This is a genomic window from Candidatus Pelagibacter sp. HIMB123, from assembly GCF_052048195.1.
In the GTDB taxonomy this organism is placed as follows: domain Bacteria; phylum Pseudomonadota; class Alphaproteobacteria; order Pelagibacterales; family Pelagibacteraceae; genus Pelagibacter.
The window spans coordinates 24810-40635 of sequence record NZ_JBNAIL010000005.1 but is presented as its reverse complement, the minus strand read 5'-3'; the positions used below and the strand labels follow the sequence as shown (position 1 = coordinate 40635).

21 protein-coding genes and 1 pseudogene are annotated in these 15826 nt (G+C 29.7%); 12 read left to right on the top strand and 10 right to left on the bottom strand.

What is annotated here, in order from left to right; genetic code table 11:
• From ACTTBL_RS01375 to ACTTBL_RS01355, 5 genes are all read left to right on the top strand, one after another.
• Positions 1–766, top strand: a 766-nt coding sequence (locus tag ACTTBL_RS01375; protein ID WP_440643283.1) for a hypothetical protein, incomplete at its 5' end; no start/stop codon positions are given.
• Positions 756–1358 carry a VTC domain-containing protein gene (locus ACTTBL_RS01370; RefSeq protein WP_440643282.1) on the top strand — a complete coding sequence of 201 codons (603 nt, stop codon included), beginning with the start codon at positions 756–758 and terminating at the stop codon, positions 1356–1358. The genes ACTTBL_RS01375 and ACTTBL_RS01370, both read left to right, overlap by 11 nt.
• Positions 1355–1606: a DUF1289 domain-containing protein gene (locus ACTTBL_RS01365; RefSeq protein ID WP_440643281.1), complete on the top strand. Its 252-nt coding sequence runs from the start codon at positions 1355–1357 to the stop codon at positions 1604–1606. Before ACTTBL_RS01370 ends, ACTTBL_RS01365 begins: the two co-directional genes overlap by 4 nt.
• Positions 1607–1612: 6 nt before the next feature.
• Positions 1613–1786 (top strand): hypothetical protein, encoded by a 174-nt coding sequence (locus ACTTBL_RS01360; protein ID WP_440643280.1) that lies wholly within the window; start codon positions 1613–1615, stop codon positions 1784–1786.
• Positions 1787–1847: 61 nt separating this feature from the next.
• On the top strand, positions 1848–2195 hold the full coding sequence (locus ACTTBL_RS01355) for a hypothetical protein (RefSeq protein WP_440643279.1): 348 nt from the start codon (positions 1848–1850) through the stop codon (positions 2193–2195).
• Here ACTTBL_RS01355 and ACTTBL_RS01350 read toward each other — a convergent pair.
• Positions 2192–2329, bottom strand: a complete 138-nt coding sequence (locus ACTTBL_RS01350) for a hypothetical protein (RefSeq protein WP_440643278.1) — start codon at positions 2327–2329, stop codon at positions 2192–2194. The two genes, ACTTBL_RS01355 and ACTTBL_RS01350, sit on opposite strands and share 4 nt — an antisense overlap.
• Positions 2330–2340: 11 nt before the next feature.
• Entirely contained in the window at positions 2341–2898 is a 558-nt protein-coding gene (locus tag ACTTBL_RS01345; RefSeq protein WP_440643277.1) for a histidine phosphatase family protein, read from the bottom strand.
• A gap of 2 nt (positions 2899–2900) precedes the next feature.
• On the opposite strand from ACTTBL_RS01345, the gene ACTTBL_RS01340 reads away from it, so the two are divergent.
• Positions 2901–3581, top strand: a complete 681-nt coding sequence (locus ACTTBL_RS01340) for a uracil-DNA glycosylase (RefSeq protein WP_440643276.1) — start codon at positions 2901–2903, stop codon at positions 3579–3581.
• On the opposite strand, the gene ACTTBL_RS01335 is transcribed toward ACTTBL_RS01340, so the two are convergent.
• The gene (locus ACTTBL_RS01335; RefSeq protein ID WP_440643275.1) at positions 3571–3984 is read right to left on the bottom strand and encodes a YbgC/FadM family acyl-CoA thioesterase; all 414 of its coding nucleotides are present in this window, start codon (positions 3982–3984) and stop codon (positions 3571–3573) included. The two genes, ACTTBL_RS01340 and ACTTBL_RS01335, sit on opposite strands and share 11 nt — an antisense overlap.
• 57 nt (positions 3985–4041) lie before the next feature.
• On the opposite strand from ACTTBL_RS01335, the gene ACTTBL_RS01330 reads away from it, so the two are divergent.
• Positions 4042–4182 (top strand): hypothetical protein, encoded by a 141-nt coding sequence (locus ACTTBL_RS01330; RefSeq protein ID WP_179850747.1) that lies wholly within the window; start codon positions 4042–4044, stop codon positions 4180–4182.
• Here ACTTBL_RS01330 and ACTTBL_RS01325 read toward each other — a convergent pair whose 3' ends face one another.
• A complete protein-coding gene (locus ACTTBL_RS01325) occupies positions 4183–4833 on the bottom strand; it encodes a DUF3047 domain-containing protein (protein WP_075504817.1) in 651 nt (216 codons plus the stop codon).
• An 80-nt stretch (positions 4834–4913) separates the two neighbouring features.
• Between ACTTBL_RS01325 and ACTTBL_RS01320 the strand changes: the two genes are divergently transcribed.
• Positions 4914–5063, top strand: coding sequence for a hypothetical protein (locus tag ACTTBL_RS01320; RefSeq protein ID WP_440643274.1), 150 nt, complete (start codon positions 4914–4916; stop codon positions 5061–5063).
• Here the strand turns inward: ACTTBL_RS01320 and ACTTBL_RS01315 are convergent.
• The 5 genes and pseudogenes from ACTTBL_RS01315 to ACTTBL_RS01295 all read right to left on the bottom strand — a co-directional run bounded on the left by ACTTBL_RS01315 (position 5047) and on the right by ACTTBL_RS01295 (position 10642).
• The gene (locus ACTTBL_RS01315; RefSeq protein WP_440643273.1) at positions 5047–6051 is read right to left on the bottom strand and encodes an alcohol dehydrogenase catalytic domain-containing protein; all 1005 of its coding nucleotides are present in this window, start codon (positions 6049–6051) and stop codon (positions 5047–5049) included. The two genes, ACTTBL_RS01320 and ACTTBL_RS01315, sit on opposite strands and share 17 nt — an antisense overlap.
• 1 nt (position 6052) lies before the next feature.
• Complete coding sequence (locus ACTTBL_RS01310; RefSeq protein WP_440643272.1) at positions 6053–7510, bottom strand: cytosine permease; 1458 nt, start codon at positions 7508–7510, stop codon at positions 6053–6055.
• Between the two features lie 25 nt (positions 7511–7535).
• Positions 7536–8871 (bottom strand): annotated as a pseudogene (locus tag ACTTBL_RS01305) (TRAP transporter large permease).
• Complete coding sequence (locus ACTTBL_RS01300) at positions 8868–9482, bottom strand: TRAP transporter small permease subunit (RefSeq protein ID WP_440643271.1); 615 nt, start codon at positions 9480–9482, stop codon at positions 8868–8870. The pseudogene ACTTBL_RS01305 and the gene ACTTBL_RS01300 overlap by 4 nt, the downstream one beginning before the upstream one ends.
• A gap of 65 nt (positions 9483–9547) precedes the next feature.
• On the bottom strand, positions 9548–10642 hold the full coding sequence (locus tag ACTTBL_RS01295) for a TRAP transporter substrate-binding protein (protein WP_075536171.1): 1095 nt from the start codon (positions 10640–10642) through the stop codon (positions 9548–9550).
• 140 nt (positions 10643–10782) lie between these two features.
• Here ACTTBL_RS01295 and ACTTBL_RS01290 point away from each other — a divergent pair, with 140 nt between their 5' ends.
• The 4 genes from ACTTBL_RS01290 to ACTTBL_RS01275 are packed head-to-tail and all read left to right on the top strand — an operon-like array spanning position 10783 to position 14514.
• Positions 10783–12378: a GMC family oxidoreductase gene (locus ACTTBL_RS01290; protein ID WP_440643270.1), complete on the top strand. Its 1596-nt coding sequence runs from the start codon at positions 10783–10785 to the stop codon at positions 12376–12378.
• Complete coding sequence (locus ACTTBL_RS01285) at positions 12378–12971, top strand: TerC family protein (protein ID WP_440643269.1); 594 nt, start codon at positions 12378–12380, stop codon at positions 12969–12971. The genes ACTTBL_RS01290 and ACTTBL_RS01285 overlap by 1 nt, the downstream gene beginning before the upstream one ends.
• Positions 12971–13729 (top strand): SDR family NAD(P)-dependent oxidoreductase, encoded by a 759-nt coding sequence (locus ACTTBL_RS01280; protein WP_440643268.1) that lies wholly within the window; start codon positions 12971–12973, stop codon positions 13727–13729. The genes ACTTBL_RS01285 and ACTTBL_RS01280 overlap by 1 nt, the downstream gene beginning before the upstream one ends.
• Entirely contained in the window at positions 13714–14514 is an 801-nt protein-coding gene (locus ACTTBL_RS01275; protein ID WP_440643267.1) for a M23 family metallopeptidase, read from the top strand. The genes ACTTBL_RS01280 and ACTTBL_RS01275 overlap by 16 nt, the downstream gene beginning before the upstream one ends.
• On the opposite strand, the gene ACTTBL_RS01270 is transcribed toward ACTTBL_RS01275, so the two are convergent.
• On the bottom strand, positions 14511–15815 hold the full coding sequence (locus tag ACTTBL_RS01270) for an NAD(P)/FAD-dependent oxidoreductase (protein ID WP_440643266.1): 1305 nt from the start codon (positions 15813–15815) through the stop codon (positions 14511–14513). The two genes, ACTTBL_RS01275 and ACTTBL_RS01270, sit on opposite strands and share 4 nt — an antisense overlap.
• Positions 15816–15826: the final 11 nt, after the last annotated feature.

Genomic DNA, 15826 nt, shown 5'->3' with positions numbered 1-15826 from the left:
TAAATACGAAAAATTAGAAATTAATGAATCAACTTTCTTTTATGAAAATGGTATCGAATTCAATCTTAATGATGATCAAAGTAAACTTGAAATTTATCAAAAAAAACCAGGTGCTAAGGCTTTTTTTTTAAATGGCACAGTTAAAAATTTGGATATTAACTTTTATGGATACGATGATGAAATTTTTGGAAAAATTCAAGATTATCCATTTGATATTAGGGGACTAACTGGATGTTTGTCATTTATTGATCTAACAATTGAAAATTCAAAAATTAATTCACTTAATTCTTCATGTGAAGACGCGGTAAACTTTATAAATATTAAGGGTAAATTAAGTGAAATTAACATAGAAAATTCTCGAAGCGATGGACTAGATATGGATTTTTCTAATGTTCAGATTGAAAACCTTAATGTTAAAACATCAAAAAATGACTGTGTAGATGTTTCGTATGGGCAATATAACTTAAATAAACTAGATCTAAATAATTGCGGAGATAAATCTTTATCAGTTGGAGAAAATTCTACTGTGTATTTAAATGAGCTTTACTCAAAAGATTCTAATATTGGGATAGCATCAAAAGATAGCTCAAAGACTTTCGCAAATAATTTAAATTTTAATAATTTAAACACTTGTTTATCTGCATATAACAAAAAACAAGAATTTTTAGGAGGCATCATAGAGGTTAAAAACCTTAGATGTGTTAACTTTATTAAAAAATTAGAAGTAGATAAACAATCATTAATTTATTTAAACAATGAGCTTTAGAGTAGAAGAAAAATTGTTAATTAATAATAATCAAATTTTTGAATTTAAAGATTATTTATTTAAAAATAACGCAAAAATTTTATTTCCAGAAAGAAACATTGATAGTTTGTATTTTGATAACTTTAAAAGTGAAATGTATAAAGACTCTGTAGAAGGAACAATGCCAAGAAAAAAAATAAGAATTAGACAATATCCTAATAATGAAAATAAAGGTCTTTATCTGGAGACTAAAATTTCAAGTATTGAAGGTAGATATAAAAAAAGTAATCAAATTAATTTTAGTGAATTTGATGAGATTAAAAAAAAAGGCATATTTGATAAACAATATGGAGTTTGTAAACCCATAGTTTATGTGAATTATCAAAGAGAATATTTTCAACTAGATGATGTTAGAATTGTTATAGATCAAAACATAAAATATAAACATTTTATGAAAGATAAAATTGAAAAAGATTATAGTACAATAGTTGAAATCAAAACAAACTTTAATAAAAATAGAGATGATTTAATAAATGACTTTCCTTTTCAAAGAATTCGTTTTTCGAAATATTGCAATGGATACAACAAGTTATATAATCAGAACCATAAATGATTATTTCTCCCTGTATAAGTATATGTAAAACTGACCCATCAACAGGTTTTTGCTATGGTTGTGGAAGAAGCAATGAGGAAAAACGACTTTGGAAGCTTAAAGAAACAACTGATGATTGGAAAAAAGAAAATATAATTCAAATTGAAAAAAGACTTACTGGTTGGCAACTTGAGAGTTTTAAAGAATCTTATTCTTATAAAATCAAGAATGGTATGTCTCTTTTTAAGAAAAACTTAATCAAAGATTGATAAAATATGAGTAAAGTTAAAATTGTAAGTATTCTCTATGTTATAGGGATAATTATTGGCGCTTTATTCTTTGATGTTTGGGGAGCAGATACCACCCCTTTAAAAACATTGTCTGTATTTGCTTGGACTGTAATATTTATTATAGCTTTATTTTTTGTTGATAAAAATGAGAGAAAATAAGTTTTTAATATTTTTTTTATCATTTTTTTTTATATCCTTTAATTCTCACTCAGAAATAATTGTGTTGAGTAAATGTGATCATAAAGAGGACGGTTTTTTAAAAAATGAATATATTTTAAATCTTAATGAACTAATTATGACACGTAATTACGTTTATAATGAAAAAACTTATCAAAAATATAAAATTACCGATTTAAGCGTTAAAAAGAAAAACTCCTATGTGAGAAATATTTATGAAGAAGATGGAAAAATACTTACATTAAAACATGGTTATCCTCAGTTTTATACTCAAATTTTATTTGAAAAAAATAAACCAGAAATATTTGTTAAAGCTGTTTTGAATGATGTTGAAAGTTTATCTAAAATCTCTAGTTGTGAAAAAATAGAGAAATTTGATCAAGAAAGTTAATTTTTATTTTTTTTTTCTTCTTTGTTTTTAGTAATAAATTTTTTCTTAAGTTCAAATCTACTATTTGTAATATTTGAACGATGCTTCGCGTATGCTTGTTTTTGCGCTTGTCTCATTGCTCTTTTAGATGACATGATAATTTACTTTAATATTCAATTTCTAAAGTATCAATAACTTTTAAACTTTTATCCGAAATAACAATCTCTCCAGATGATGGTGCATAATTTAAAATTTCAGAAATCACCACATAATGTGTGACAAAAACTAAATTTTGATCTTTATCCCAAGTGCTAATAAATTTATCAAAATCAATAACTTGCTTTTTTCTATTGCTGGCAAATTTTGCACTAAAAAATGAGTTTAGAAAATTTTTAGTTTCATATTTTTTAAAAGCAATAGATGCAGTTTCTTTGCATCTACACCATTCACTAGAATAGACTTCTCCTATTGGAATTTTATTTTCTTCAAAAAAATTACCAATTTTTTTTGATTGTACTCTACCACTATGACTTAAATTTCTTTGAGTGGTACAATCATTAATATCAAAATTATCTGGATCACCGCCACCAGGAGCATAAGCATGTCTTATGAAAATTAATTTTCCACCCTTTTGTAATTCATTAATTAAAGTTTGTTTTGAATCTGCTTTAACTGAGGGATTAATGCATATAAATATTATAATTAAATAATTAAAAATTTTCATTTATGAACATTAAAATAGATAATTTAAATAAAACAATTCTTAAATGTAAAAAATGCCCAAGACTTGTTAATTTTATAAAAAAAATTTCAACAGAAAAAAGAAAGCAGAATATAAATGAAACTTACTGGGGAAAACCAGTTACAGGATTTGGTGCTATTGATGCAAAAATTTTAATAATTGGATTAGCCCCCGCAGCACATGGGGGAACAAGAACTGGAAGAGCTTTTACAGGTGATAAATCTGGAGATTTTTTATTTAAATGTTTATTTAAGGCTAAAATATCAAACCAACCAAATTCAGAAAACCTAAATGATGGTCTTAAATTAAAATCAACATATATTACTAATATTTTAAAATGTGTTCCTCCAGGAGACAAACCTAAAATAGAAGAACTAAATAATTGTTCAAAATATTTTGATAGTGAGATTTATAATTTAAAAAAATTAAAAACTATTATTGCATTAGGAAAGGTGGCATTTGATAATTGTGTTAAATTTTATAAAAAAAAATATACTTTTAATGAAAAGATAAAATTTATTCATGGAAAATCCTATTTACTACCAGGAAATATTAAACTAATTGCCTGTTATCACCCTAGCCCTAGAAATGTAAACACTAAGCTTGTATCTGAAAGAATGATTGTAGATTTATTTAAAAAAGCTAGGAAAATATCTATTGACTAGAAGTATAGGGTTTAAAGTCTAATAAGATTTTTTCTGGAATTTTTACTGGCTTGAATTTTTCATTTATAAATACTAGATGAATTTTAGCCTCTACGATCAATTCCTCATCTTTAAATATTGATTGATTCATTAAAAAAGAAGTTTTTGAAGTAGAGTCTACAAATGATTTAATTTGTAAATCATCTTCTAAATATGCAGATTTTTTATATTCAATATTGCACGATTTAACAATTATAAGAGCACCAAAATCATTTTTTATTTTTGTATTGCTTAATCCAATAGTTGATAACGCTTCAGTTCTAGCTCTTTCTAAATATTTTAAATAATTTGCATAATACACGACTCCACCAGCGTCTGTATCTTCATAATACACTTTAACATTATGACTAAAGTTTTTATGCATAAATTAATAATATCAAATAAATAAAAATTTAATAGAAACTAAGATATAATATCTTAGATGAAAATTTATATAATTTGGTTAATCGGAGTAGTTTTATGGAACTTTGGATTTCCAAATGCAATTCCAATCGCTGATGTTATCGCAGCGATTTTATTATCGTTTTTAAGTATTGGATTAAAAAAGTATTTAAAATGGTAATTAATCTGCTGAAAAATAAATATTCTGAAAATAAGAAATTGATTTCATTTTAGAATTATCAGTATCTGCCATTATAGCTAGGCCGTCTAATTCATTTACATCTAAATCATGAAATTTTTTAAAATCTTCTTTCACATTGGCTTTTACTGTCACCCATTCATTTAAGTTGTCTTTGGTGGTTGCTAATACATTGTCTATAGATTTTTTTGTGTAAGGACTTGGTCTATTTTCACCAACATCACTATTACTTGAAAAAACATAATTAATTGCTCTATTTGATAAAGGTGTGGCTCCAGTTTTTTTAATCGCAAAAACACGGGCGGCATAATCATGTCCTTTTTTTGTATTCTCTTTAATTCCTCGAAGATCCTTCTCTATTTTCCATGTAATATTGATAAAAGGTGTTTTATTTAGATCAATTTTGATCTCTTTTCCAAGGCCCGAAGCAGCATTGTCTGCTACTGCTTTTAAAAAATTGCCGTTTTCATTTGATCCAACAGTATAAGAAGTATTGTTATCTGCTCCTCTTACTTTACGTATCTCAAGTGCTGACAATTCTTTTTCAGTAAATTCAAAAACTTTCACAGTTTCTGAATATGCTGAGCCAAGAAAGATTAATGATGTAATAAAAATATAAAAAATTTTTAACATGTTCTTCTTATAGCTAGATTAATTATAAATTCAATATTCAGTCACAATTTCAACATTCTAAATTCAAAATTGATTATTAAATGAATACTGTGAAAATTATATCTGTATTTATACTTTTAGTTTACTGGTCGTTTATGATATCAGCCCCGGTTGTATCTAAAGAGCTTAAAACAGGTGGATCAAGAGTTATTAACTCAAAAATAGACTTAATTTCTAAGGTAAAAGGATAATTTTTGGGGCAACACACGTTCCATCATGTATTTGCTTAAAGGCATCTCCGCCACTTTTTAATTCCCTAAACTCAATCCAATCTAGTGATCCAATATCTTTGTTTGCTAAAATCTTTAAAGTTTGTTCAAAATCTTTATTTGTATAGCAGTAAGTGCCTATTACCGTCACTTCTTGTAAGGTCATTTTTCTAAAATTAAAGGTTCCAGCAGGCTGGGTTAAACCTATGTGAATGATAGTTCCACCTGGTTTGACTACCTCGATTGCTTGTTGTCTTGAGATTTCTAGTCCAACCGTATCAAAAACTATATCAAAGTTATTACTAGCTATTTCCTTATCATTTGGAGCTACATATTTAGCTTCCAAATATTTGGAGCATTCTTTAAGTCTTAATTTATTTGGGTCAGAAAGAATTATGTCTTTGTTACCTTTAATTTTTGATAATATTAGACCACACAACAAGCCAATCGCACCACCACCTTGAATTAAGATTTTGCATTCAGATAAAGGTTTACTCAATGTTTGCTCGCCCATTAATACTGCATGTAAAGAAACAGCAGTCGGCTCTGCTACAGGAGCCTCATTTTTATCTAAACCTTCTGGAATTTCATAAATATTTTGATCAGGAGTTGATACAAATTCTGCAAAAACACCTTGTCTTTCAATTGGTTTATTCATGCCCAAAATAATTCTTTTTGGACAAAGATGTTCTCTTCCACTTGTACAATATTCACATTTACCACAAGTAATTAGAGGATTTAAAACAACATCTTTTCCTTTGAATTTTCCATTCTGAACTTCTCCACTTACTTCATGTCCCAATATTAATGGGGGCACTCTTCTTTCATCATGTCCATGATAAGCGTGCATATCCGAACCACATATGCCTGAAGCATGTATTTTTAAAATACTTTCTCCTGAAACTTCAATTGGGTTTGGTTCGTCTCTATAAACTAATTCCTGAGTACCTGTATATACTAGAGCTTTCATATTACTTTTTTGCTAATAAGTAATATGTTATCCAAGCAACAAATGCACCTATTATCCAAGCGTAGGACTGTAAAAACATTAAATTAGTGTTCCAAATTGTAGACGCTGAAAATATAAATCCAACAATTAAAGAATAAACACCTTTTATATGCCAACCACCTGAATAATAATAAGCACTCTCTTTGTCTATAGAATATAGGTCTTTATTGCTTAATTCTTGATTTTTAATTAGATAATAATCAGCTGCCATCACTCCAAATAAAGGACCAAAGAAAGCACCAAAAGTATCAACAAATGATAAAATTCCTATTTGGCTCAATATAGTCAGCCAGAAGATTGCGATCAACAAACCAAAAAAAGCAATTAAATAACTAGCGCTTTTTAAACTTAATATTGAAGGAGCAAAATTTATTAGAGAGTATTGAGATGGGATGAAATTGGCAACTAAATTTGTAGAAGCTGAAGCTATTATAATAAAAAATAGAACGACTGTTGTTATTTGTATATTATCAAACTTCCCGATTATATCTGTAGGATTAGTAAAAATTCTATCTATATCTGAAAATTTTTGATTAAGAAAAACATCAGAACCTGTAACAATAAAAACAGATAAAAAAGAAAAAATAATTAAATTCAAAATTAAACTTAAGTTTCCTTTTTTTAATTCTTGTTCATTTTTTACATACCTAGAAAAATCACCAAAACTAATTATTAAAATTGAAAAATAAGCAAATATTGTTCCAGCAACAGTCAATAAAGGTGCTAAATTATTAACATCTAAAAAATTATTTAAATTAAAAATATTTGAAAAAGCTTCAGTAGTTATTTTTACATCACTTAATAAAACAACAAAGAAAAAAATTAGCAATCCAACATAAACTGTTATCGCTGAAAAATTAATTATTTTTTTATTATACTGCATCCCAACAGTAAAAAATAAAGTTTGTAATATTATTGTAATTATTATTGCAGACCAATCAATAATGTTCATGCCAAAATAATAAAAAATAAATATTTCCTGCTGCAATAAAGAATTGTCTATAGAAAAAATTACTATTCTAATTAAGTAAACTAAGATTTTAGACAAAAAATAAGTTTGAATTCCAAATAAAAATATTCCAACTAAACTTCTGATTAACCCAAAAAATTTAGCACCATTAAATCCAAGTGAGGATCTAAGCAATACTGCAAATGGTAAACCAAATTTTTGAGAAGGTTTTCCAATAATATTTGAAAATAAATAAACGAAAAAAGATCCTAATATAATTCCAAAAAAAACTACAAAAATATTTAAACTATACATTAAGTATAAAGAGGATATTAATGAAAAACCAATTACACTCTGTACATTTGCTCCCCAAAAACAAAATAGATCTTTCCAATTCCAAGTTTTATAATTTGGATTAACTGTGACTAAGTCCCAATTAGAAAGAGAGTATTTTACTTTAGGTTGATTCACGAAATTTATTTTAAACTAATAAATTTTACTGTCCATATAAGAGAGTTGGTAACCATAAGGCAATCTTAGGAAATATGATAATTAAAACTAAGCCTATAATTTGTAGAACCATAAACTGCATCATTCCATAATAAATATCTTTTAAATCCCATTCAGGAACTACACCTTTTAAGAAATATGCAGACAAAGCTACAGGTGGAGACAGCCAGGCGGTCTGGAGATTGACAGCAACTAATATTGCAAACCAAGTTAAATTAAAGCCCAAAGCTTCAATTAATGGTNAAAATAATTGGTACAATAATCATCACAATTGGAACCCATTCCAATGGCCAACCTAATAAAAATATAGCAACCATTACAATTGCTAAAATAAAATATTTGTTCATCTCTAAACCTAACAAAAATTCAGTTAACAATGTTGGGGTACCCAGTCTTGCGAATACAGCACCAAAAAAGTTTGATGCAGCAACTAAAACCATTATTAAAGCAGTAATCTCTAAAGTTTTAACTAGTGCTTCTTGTAGTTTAGATAGAGTTAATTTTTTATATGCTAATGAAAGCAACAATGCTCCCATTGCACCACAACCAGCAGCCTCTGTTGGAGTTGCAAAACCAAATAAAATACTTCCTAACGCAGCAAAAACTAGAGCTGCAGGAGGAACCAAACCTAAGAAGAATTCAATCCAAACTTCTTTCATGCTCGCTGCTCTCATTTCTTCTGGAATTACAGGACCTAGTTTAGGATTTATCATGCATCTTATTGTTGTGTAGCCAGCATATAAACTTGCAAGAAGAATTCCAGGAACTATAGCTGCAGCAAATAGATCAATAACGGGTATTTCCATAATTGGGCCCATTACAACAAGCATAATACTTGGTGGAATTAAAATTCCTAAGGTTCCGCCAGCAGTAATTGTTCCAGCTGCAAGTCTTACGTCATAACCAGATCTATTCATTGATTTTGCGGCCATTATTCCAAGAATAGTTACTGAGGCACCAACAATTCCTGTTGCAGCTGCAAAGATAACTGAAACAAACAAAACAGCATAATATAATGCACCTCTTACTCTAGCCAGCATCATTTGAAATGACGAAAATAATCTTTCCATCAGTCCTGCCTGCTCCATCATAATGCCCATAAAGACAAAGAGCGGAACGGCGGCGAGTGTTTGTTCGGTCATGACCATCGAGAATTGGAGGGTCATTAAATAAAATACTAATTTTCCAAATCCTAAATAACCAAATACAAAACCTAAGAAAATTAATGTGAATGAAATAGGAAATCCAACAAAGATGGCGAACAACATTACTCCAACTAAAATAAAACCTAAGTATGCTGGATCTATAAATTCAGCTATCATTCATCTTCTCCTGGCCACTTCCCTCTTGTAGCAGCCCAATAACTTTTTAATAATTCTGAAATACCTTGGATTATTAAAAATATTATTCCAATTAGTAGACAAGTTTTTATTGGCCACATATATGGCATCCAAGTAGTATCCATTCCTCTCTCACCTCTTTGGATAGACTCTCCTACATATCCAATAGTCATATAAAGGAACACAAGTAAGCCTGGAAAATAAAATAAAATATACAACCAAAAATCAATTGTGCCTTGATTCTTGGTTTTAAAATTTCTGTATAAAAAATCAGCTCTAATATGAACACCTTTAGATAGTGCATAACCAGCACCCAACATAAAAAGTGCACCATATAAAAATCGACTGATGTCATAGGCCCATATTGTTGGGGCATGAAATAATTTTCTAGCAAGAACTTCATAAGTCATTGCAAGAATTAACGGCATTAATATCCAACAAACAACGTTACCAACCCATTTGCTAAATTTATCAATATTTACAATTGAGCTTGCCATCCATGACGGCATATCGCTTGGCATTTTTCCTGAACCACCTCGCCTTTCGGCAATCATTTCATCTGATATATCTAGTTTACCTGGTTCGTCTGCCATAAAATTTTATATAAAAAATTAGAGCGGACTATTAAGTCCGCTCTAATATAAAGATTATTTAATGATTACTTTAATGTTGCTGCGTGAGCCATTCCTAGCTTCGCATTAGACATTTGAGCACCACTCCAGAAAGGAACTGCTATATCAGCAAATTCTTTCATAGAGTCCCAAACTTCAGCAAAGAATGCATTTTTAGCTGCGTTTGTTTCTAAACTTTTCTTAGCAGCTGCCATGTATTCTGTGAAGTAATCAGAAGGAGTATCCTCTAATTTTACACCATGAACTTCAGTAAGCTCTTTTAAAGCTTTTCCGTTTTCATAGATTCTGTAACTTAGAGATTTCGCTAGAGATGCATTTGCTGCAACTTCTAGAGACTTCTTCTCATGAGCACTCATAGCTTCATATGTTTTTCCGGTAATATAAAAGTCAGCATTTACGACTACTTGGTGTAAACCTTGTAGGTAGTAGTGCTTTAATACTTTTTGGAAACCAAACGTTAAGTCTGGTTTTGGACAACACCATTCAGCAGCATCAATAGTTCCTGCTTCTAAAGCTGGTAGAATATCTCCACCACCCATAGCAACAGATGCTATACCGATGTCTTTATAAGTTTGTCCTGGAATTCCTGGAGGAGTTCTGAATTTATATTTTCTAAAATCAGCCATATCTTTAATTGGTTTTGGAAACCAACCTAAAGCTTCAGGACCAACTGGTTGAATCATAAATCCTTTAATATCTCTTCCCATTTCTTTCCATAGTCTGTCGTATAGCTCTTTTCCTCCACCATACTGAAACCATGATAAGAATGCGATGTTGTCAATACCAACACCACCACCTGCTACTGGCGAACCAAATAACATAGCGGCAGGGTGATCACCTGACCAATAGTGTGTCCAAGCAAATCCACAGTCGATAAGTCCTTTATCAACAGCATCTAAAGTTTCTTTTACACCAACAACTGCTCCTGCAGGCATAATTTCAAACTTAAGAGATCCACCTGTCAAAGTTGTAACAGTGTCAGTAAAGTCTTTTAACATTTTAACTTCATCAGCCTTAGTGTTAAGAACTGTCTGACATTTTAGTGTTTTTGCAGCATTAGCATTTGAAATAAATCCAAATACCATCGCAACCGCAAATAACATTGAAATGATTTTTTTCATTTGTTTCCCTCTCTTTATTTTTAAAAATGAAACCTTGTCAAAGAATGAAAACTAAAACAAGTGTTAATATTGAATAATTCTAATTTTTTTTACAGTATTATTAGAAAAATTTATTTTTTAATTTATAAGAGTTCTAAGTAATGGAAAATTTTGATTTTATAATTTTAGGTGCTGGATCAGCAGGATGCGTACTTGCTAACAGGTTATCTGAAAATCCTTCAAATAAAGTACTTTTAATTGAGGCTGGAGGCAAGGATAATTATCCTTGGATACATATTCCTGTTGGTTATTTCAAAACAATGCATAACCCAAAGACTGATTGGTGCTACAAAACAGAACCTGACGAGAGCATGAATAATATTTCTATTAGGTATCCTAGAGGAAAAACTTTAGGAGGTAGTTCTTCTATCAATGGTCTGCTTTACATAAGAGGTCAACACAGAGATTATGATATTTGGCGACAACTAGGTAACACAGGTTGGGGGTGGGATGATGTTTTGCCTTATTTTATCAAAGCAGAAAATCAAGAAAGAGGAAAAAGTGAATTCCATGGTGTTGGTGGTCCTTTGTCTGTTTCAGATCAAAGAATACATCTGCCTCTTTTAGATGAATTTCAAAATGCTGCTGAAGAGTTCGGTATTCCAAAAACAAAAGATTTTAATACTGGTGATAATCATGGCTGTGGTTATTTTCAAGTAACAGAAAAAGATGGCTTTAGATGTAGTACAGCTGTTGGGTATTTAAACCCAATCAAGAGCAGGCAAAATTTAAAAATTTTAACTCATTCACATGTCAAAAAAATAAATTTTGAAAATAAAACTGCCAAAGAAGTTGAGTATTGGGAAGGAAATGGATTAAAAAAAGTTCAAGCAAATAAAGAAATTATTATTTCATCGGGAGCTATTGGATCTCCTCAAATCTTACAAGTTTCTGGTATAGGAAATCCTGAAAAACTTAAAAATCTTGGAATTGATATGGTGCAAAATTTAAATGGTGTTGGAGAAAATTTACACGATCATTTAATGCTTAGACCAATCTATAAAATTAATGGTTTAAAATCCCTAAATAAAAAAATCAATAGTTTATTTGGAAATTTAATGATTGGCTTAGAATATATTTTTAAAAGAAGTGGCCCAATGACTATGGGTGCTAGTCAACTTTGCATGTTTGCTAAAAGCGATCCATCTTTAGAGCTACCAGATTTACAATGGCATGTTCAGCCCATGAGTATGGATACTTTGGGAGCAACAAAAAATCATGATTTTCATGCATTCACGCCTACTGTTTCAAATATCAGACCGACAAGTAGAGGACATGTTAGTATTGTTGATAAAGACTCGAGAACTTATGCAAAAATAAAACAAAACTATCTATCAACTGATCACGATAGAATGATAGCAGCTAAAGGACTTAAATTAACTAGAAAAATTATAATGGAGTCGGAAACTTTTAAAAAATATAACCCAGAGGAATACAGACCTGGTATTCATTTAAATGATGATGAGGAATTAGTTAAAGAAGCCTCTAATTATGCTCAAACTATTTTTCATCCCGTTGGAACTTGTAAGATGGGACAAGATGAAATGTCTGTAGTTGACGAAAAACTTAAAGTTAGAGGTGTTAATAATTTGAGAGTTATAGATGCATCAATAATGCCAAACATCACGTCAGGAAATACAAATGCACCAACAATAATGATTGCAGAAAAAGGTGCTGACATGATACTACAACAATAATGTTTGCAGAATTTTTTACACCTGAACAAATAGCTATATTAACTCAAATCATTTTTATTGATCTAGTTTTAGCGGGAGATAATGCCATTATAATTGGGATGGTTGCATCTAAATTTCCAGTAGAACAAAGAAAAAAAATTATATTCTGGGGAATTGGTGGTGCTGTAATTTTAAGAATAATACTAACTTTGCTTACAGCTTATCTGCTACAAATAACTGGTTTAAGATTAATTGGGGGGTTGTTATTACTTTATATTGTTTACAAACTTTACGTAGATGTAATCAAAGGTTCAGAAACAGAGGAGAATGTTAAAGTAGACAATTCCAGTTTTTTAAAGGCTATTTGGACAGTTCTACTTGCAGATTTTACAATGAGTTTAGATAATGTTTTAGGTGTTGCTGGTGCAGCAGGCGATCATTATGGACTACTGGTATTTGGATTAGTGTTATCAATCATTTTAATGGCAACTGCAGCAACATTAATATCTGGATGGATTAAAAAATATAAATGGATTGCTTGGGTTGGATTGTTAGCAATATTAATAGTAGCTGTAGAGTTGATTTACACAGATATTAAAATAATATTCTTTTAATGTATCTTCAAAAAATAAATCTAAAAAACAAATACGCTTTAGTTACTGGTGCAGGTAAAGGATTGGGAAGAGCTTGTTCTATTGCGTTAGCTGAGGCAGGTGCAACGGTTATAGCTTTAAGTAGAACTCCTTCAGATTTAAATAAATTAGAAAAGGATATTAAAAAAGTTAAGGGGAAAATTATTAAAGTTTCGTGTGATGTAATGAACTATGAAGATTTAAAACAAAAATTAGATAAAATTAAAATTATTGATGTATTGGTAAATAATGCTGGAACTAACATTCCAGAACCATTTGAAAAAATAAAACAACAAAGTATGAATTACCTTGTAGATTTAAATCTTAAAGCAGCATTTAACGTAGCTCAACTTGTAGTAAAAAAGATGCTTAAAAATAAAAAAAGATCTGGTTCAATTATAAATATGTCATCACAGCTCGGTCATGTGGGTATGGGTGGAAGAAACGTATATAATATGACTAAATTTGGAATTGAAGGATTAACAAAAGGAATGGGTGTTGAATTAGCTAAAAAAAATATCAGAGTTAATACGGTAGCACCTACTTTTGTTGAAACACCTATGGTTAAAAAATTTTTTAAAAACAAAAAATTTAAAAAATTAGCCCTTGGAAATATCCCAATGGGAAAAGCGGCTACTGAAAGTGATGTTGCGACAACAGTATGTTTTTTGGCATCATCAGCTTCCTCAATGATAACCGGAACATCAATAATTATAGATGGTGGATGGACAGCTCAATAATTTATAGACTTTTTTTTGTTTTTTTAATTTTTATATCTCCAGTAAAAGCTATTGAATTCCAAGGTAAATTTCTACAAGGTCATTTTATATTAGGTAAAACTGACCCTAATGCTAAAATTTTGATTGGAAAAAAAGAGGTTAAAGTATCAAAAGATGGCTTTTTTGTTTTTGGTATAGATCGAGATCAAAAATACGACTTAACATTTACGAAAATTATTAATGGAAAAAAATCAATAACTACAAAAAAAGTTTTAAAGCGTAAATACAATATACAAAGAATAGACGGTTTGGCAGAAAGTAAGGTCACTCCACCTGAATCTGTTTATAAAAGAATTAAAAAAGAAAATAATGCAATTGGAGAAGCAAGAGCAATTAATTCAGATCTACAATTTTTTAAAGAAAAATTTATCATGCCAGTTGAAGGTATAATCAGTGGTGTTTATGGTAGCCAAAGAATTTTAAATGGTAAACCAAGATGGCCTCACTATGGAATAGATATTGCAGCTAAAAAAGGAACAATGATTAAATCATCAGGCTCAGGTGTAGTTACTATGGCTGAAGATGATTTATATTATACTGGTGGAACAGTAATAATGGATCATGGTCATGGAATATCAACGATATATTCCCATTTAGAAAATGTATTAGTCTCAGTTGGTGATAAAATTAATCAAGGGGATGTTATTGGAACAGTTGGATCAACCGGCAGATCAACAGGACCTCACCTAGATTTTAGAATAAATTGGTTTCAAACACGATTAGATCCAATGTCTGTTTTAAACTAAATCTCAGATTTTGCTCTGAAACGTTCATAAATCAATCTAGCTCTAACTCCTAGACTCAAAATTGGATCAGGAGGTAACCATGTAGGTTTATCTCTTGCTTCAATAGTTTCTATCTCTTTTGTATTTTCATTACTTGCTTTAATTGCTATTTGCTCTCCAAATAAAGTACCAACTCCAATACCAGAACCATTATAACAACCTGCAACAAATATATTATCATCAATTTTTTCAAAAATTTGAGAACTATTTCTTGTTCTTGAAACAATGCCTGACCAAGAAGATTGAATAATATCATCAGGTAATTCTGGAAATCTTTTTTTAATTCCAATCTTTTGTTTTAATGATCTTTTGGTTAATTCAGATTTAGACATTTGATAAGGATTATGAACTTCTGCAGTATTTCTAATTAAGATTCTTCTATCTTTAGTCATTCTTATAGTGGCCCCCATTGGTCTTACAGGTAAAACCCCCCACTCTTTAGGCTCACCAAGTAATTTAAACTCCTCATCTGATAAAGATCTAGTCATACTAGCTGTTAAAGTAATAGGAAAATTATAATTTGATTTTATTCCTAAAGACTTCAAAAATCCGTTTGTAGCAAAAATAATCTTTTTAGTTTTAATTGAAGCATTTTTAAATTTACAAATGACTGTATCCTTGTTCTTTTCCCAATTTAGTAATGGAGAATTTTCATAAAGATTAATATTTTCTGGCAATGTATCAATCATAGCTCTAACCAATTTACCTGGATGTAGCAAAATACCTCCCTTTGTGTGAAGAGCTATATTGTAAAAATTGGTGCCCAATCTTTCTTTAAGTTCTTTATTTGATAATAAATTATGCTCAAAACCTAATTTAGATAAAGTAACTGAGAAATTTTCTAATGTTTTTTTATCTTCTACCTTTGATGAAGCAAAATATTTTCCACATTCGTTCCAATCACAATCAACCTGATATTCTTTAATAAATTTTTTAACGGTTTCAATTCCTAATTTATAAATGTCTGCTTTTTTTTTATAATTATCTAATTCTTTGTTGGAGGTAAACCCATCATTAAGTGTAGTATCAACAAGATAACCTGAATTTCTGGAACTTGCACCTTCACCTGCAAAATGAGCATCTACTATTATTATTTTTTGATTTGTGTGAAGTTCTCTTAATTTCTTAGCTGCAGAAAGTCCTGTATATCCTGCACCTATAACCAGATACTCACAATCTTCATTTGACTCTATTGATTTAATATTCGTTCTTGGAGTTAGATCATTAATCCAACTACAATTTTTATCATTTTCAATAATCATAACTATAAAAA

What these genes read in the sequence shown, in the direction of transcription:
- ACTTBL_RS01330 (WP_179850747.1), top strand. Translation starts at nt 4,042, where the DNA reads ATGAAAATTTATATAATTTGGTTAATCGGAGTAGTTTTATGGAACTTT.
- ACTTBL_RS01275 (WP_440643267.1), top strand. Translation starts at nt 13,714, where the DNA reads ATGGACAGCTCAATAATTTATAGACTTTTTTTTGTTTTTTTAATTTTT.
- ACTTBL_RS01370 (WP_440643282.1), top strand. Translation starts at nt 756, where the DNA reads ATGAGCTTTAGAGTAGAAGAAAAATTGTTAATTAATAATAATCAAATT.
- ACTTBL_RS01290 (WP_440643270.1), top strand. Translation starts at nt 10,783, where the DNA reads ATGGAAAATTTTGATTTTATAATTTTAGGTGCTGGATCAGCAGGATGC.
- ACTTBL_RS01295 (WP_075536171.1), bottom strand. Translation starts at nt 10,642, where the DNA reads ATGAAAAAAATCATTTCAATGTTATTTGCGGTTGCGATGGTATTTGGA.
- ACTTBL_RS01360 (WP_440643280.1), top strand. Translation starts at nt 1,613, where the DNA reads ATGAGTAAAGTTAAAATTGTAAGTATTCTCTATGTTATAGGGATAATT.
- ACTTBL_RS01320 (WP_440643274.1), top strand. Translation starts at nt 4,914, where the DNA reads ATGAATACTGTGAAAATTATATCTGTATTTATACTTTTAGTTTACTGG.
- ACTTBL_RS01340 (WP_440643276.1), top strand. Translation starts at nt 2,901, where the DNA reads ATGAACATTAAAATAGATAATTTAAATAAAACAATTCTTAAATGTAAA.
- ACTTBL_RS01315 (WP_440643273.1), bottom strand. Translation starts at nt 6,051, where the DNA reads ATGAAAGCTCTAGTATATACAGGTACTCAGGAATTAGTTTATAGAGAC.
- ACTTBL_RS01280 (WP_440643268.1), top strand. Translation starts at nt 12,971, where the DNA reads ATGTATCTTCAAAAAATAAATCTAAAAAACAAATACGCTTTAGTTACT.
- ACTTBL_RS01335 (WP_440643275.1), bottom strand. Translation starts at nt 3,984, where the DNA reads ATGCATAAAAACTTTAGTCATAATGTTAAAGTGTATTATGAAGATACA.
- ACTTBL_RS01300 (WP_440643271.1), bottom strand. Translation starts at nt 9,482, where the DNA reads ATGGCAGACGAACCAGGTAAACTAGATATATCAGATGAAATGATTGCC.
- ACTTBL_RS01345 (WP_440643277.1), bottom strand. Translation starts at nt 2,898, where the DNA reads ATGAAAATTTTTAATTATTTAATTATAATATTTATATGCATTAATCCC.
- ACTTBL_RS01365 (WP_440643281.1), top strand. Translation starts at nt 1,355, where the DNA reads ATGATTATTTCTCCCTGTATAAGTATATGTAAAACTGACCCATCAACA.
- ACTTBL_RS01350 (WP_440643278.1), bottom strand. Translation starts at nt 2,329, where the DNA reads ATGTCATCTAAAAGAGCAATGAGACAAGCGCAAAAACAAGCATACGCG.
- ACTTBL_RS01270 (WP_440643266.1), bottom strand. Translation starts at nt 15,815, where the DNA reads ATGATTATTGAAAATGATAAAAATTGTAGTTGGATTAATGATCTAACT.
- ACTTBL_RS01285 (WP_440643269.1), top strand. Translation starts at nt 12,378, where the DNA reads ATGTTTGCAGAATTTTTTACACCTGAACAAATAGCTATATTAACTCAA.
- ACTTBL_RS01325 (WP_075504817.1), bottom strand. Translation starts at nt 4,833, where the DNA reads ATGTTAAAAATTTTTTATATTTTTATTACATCATTAATCTTTCTTGGC.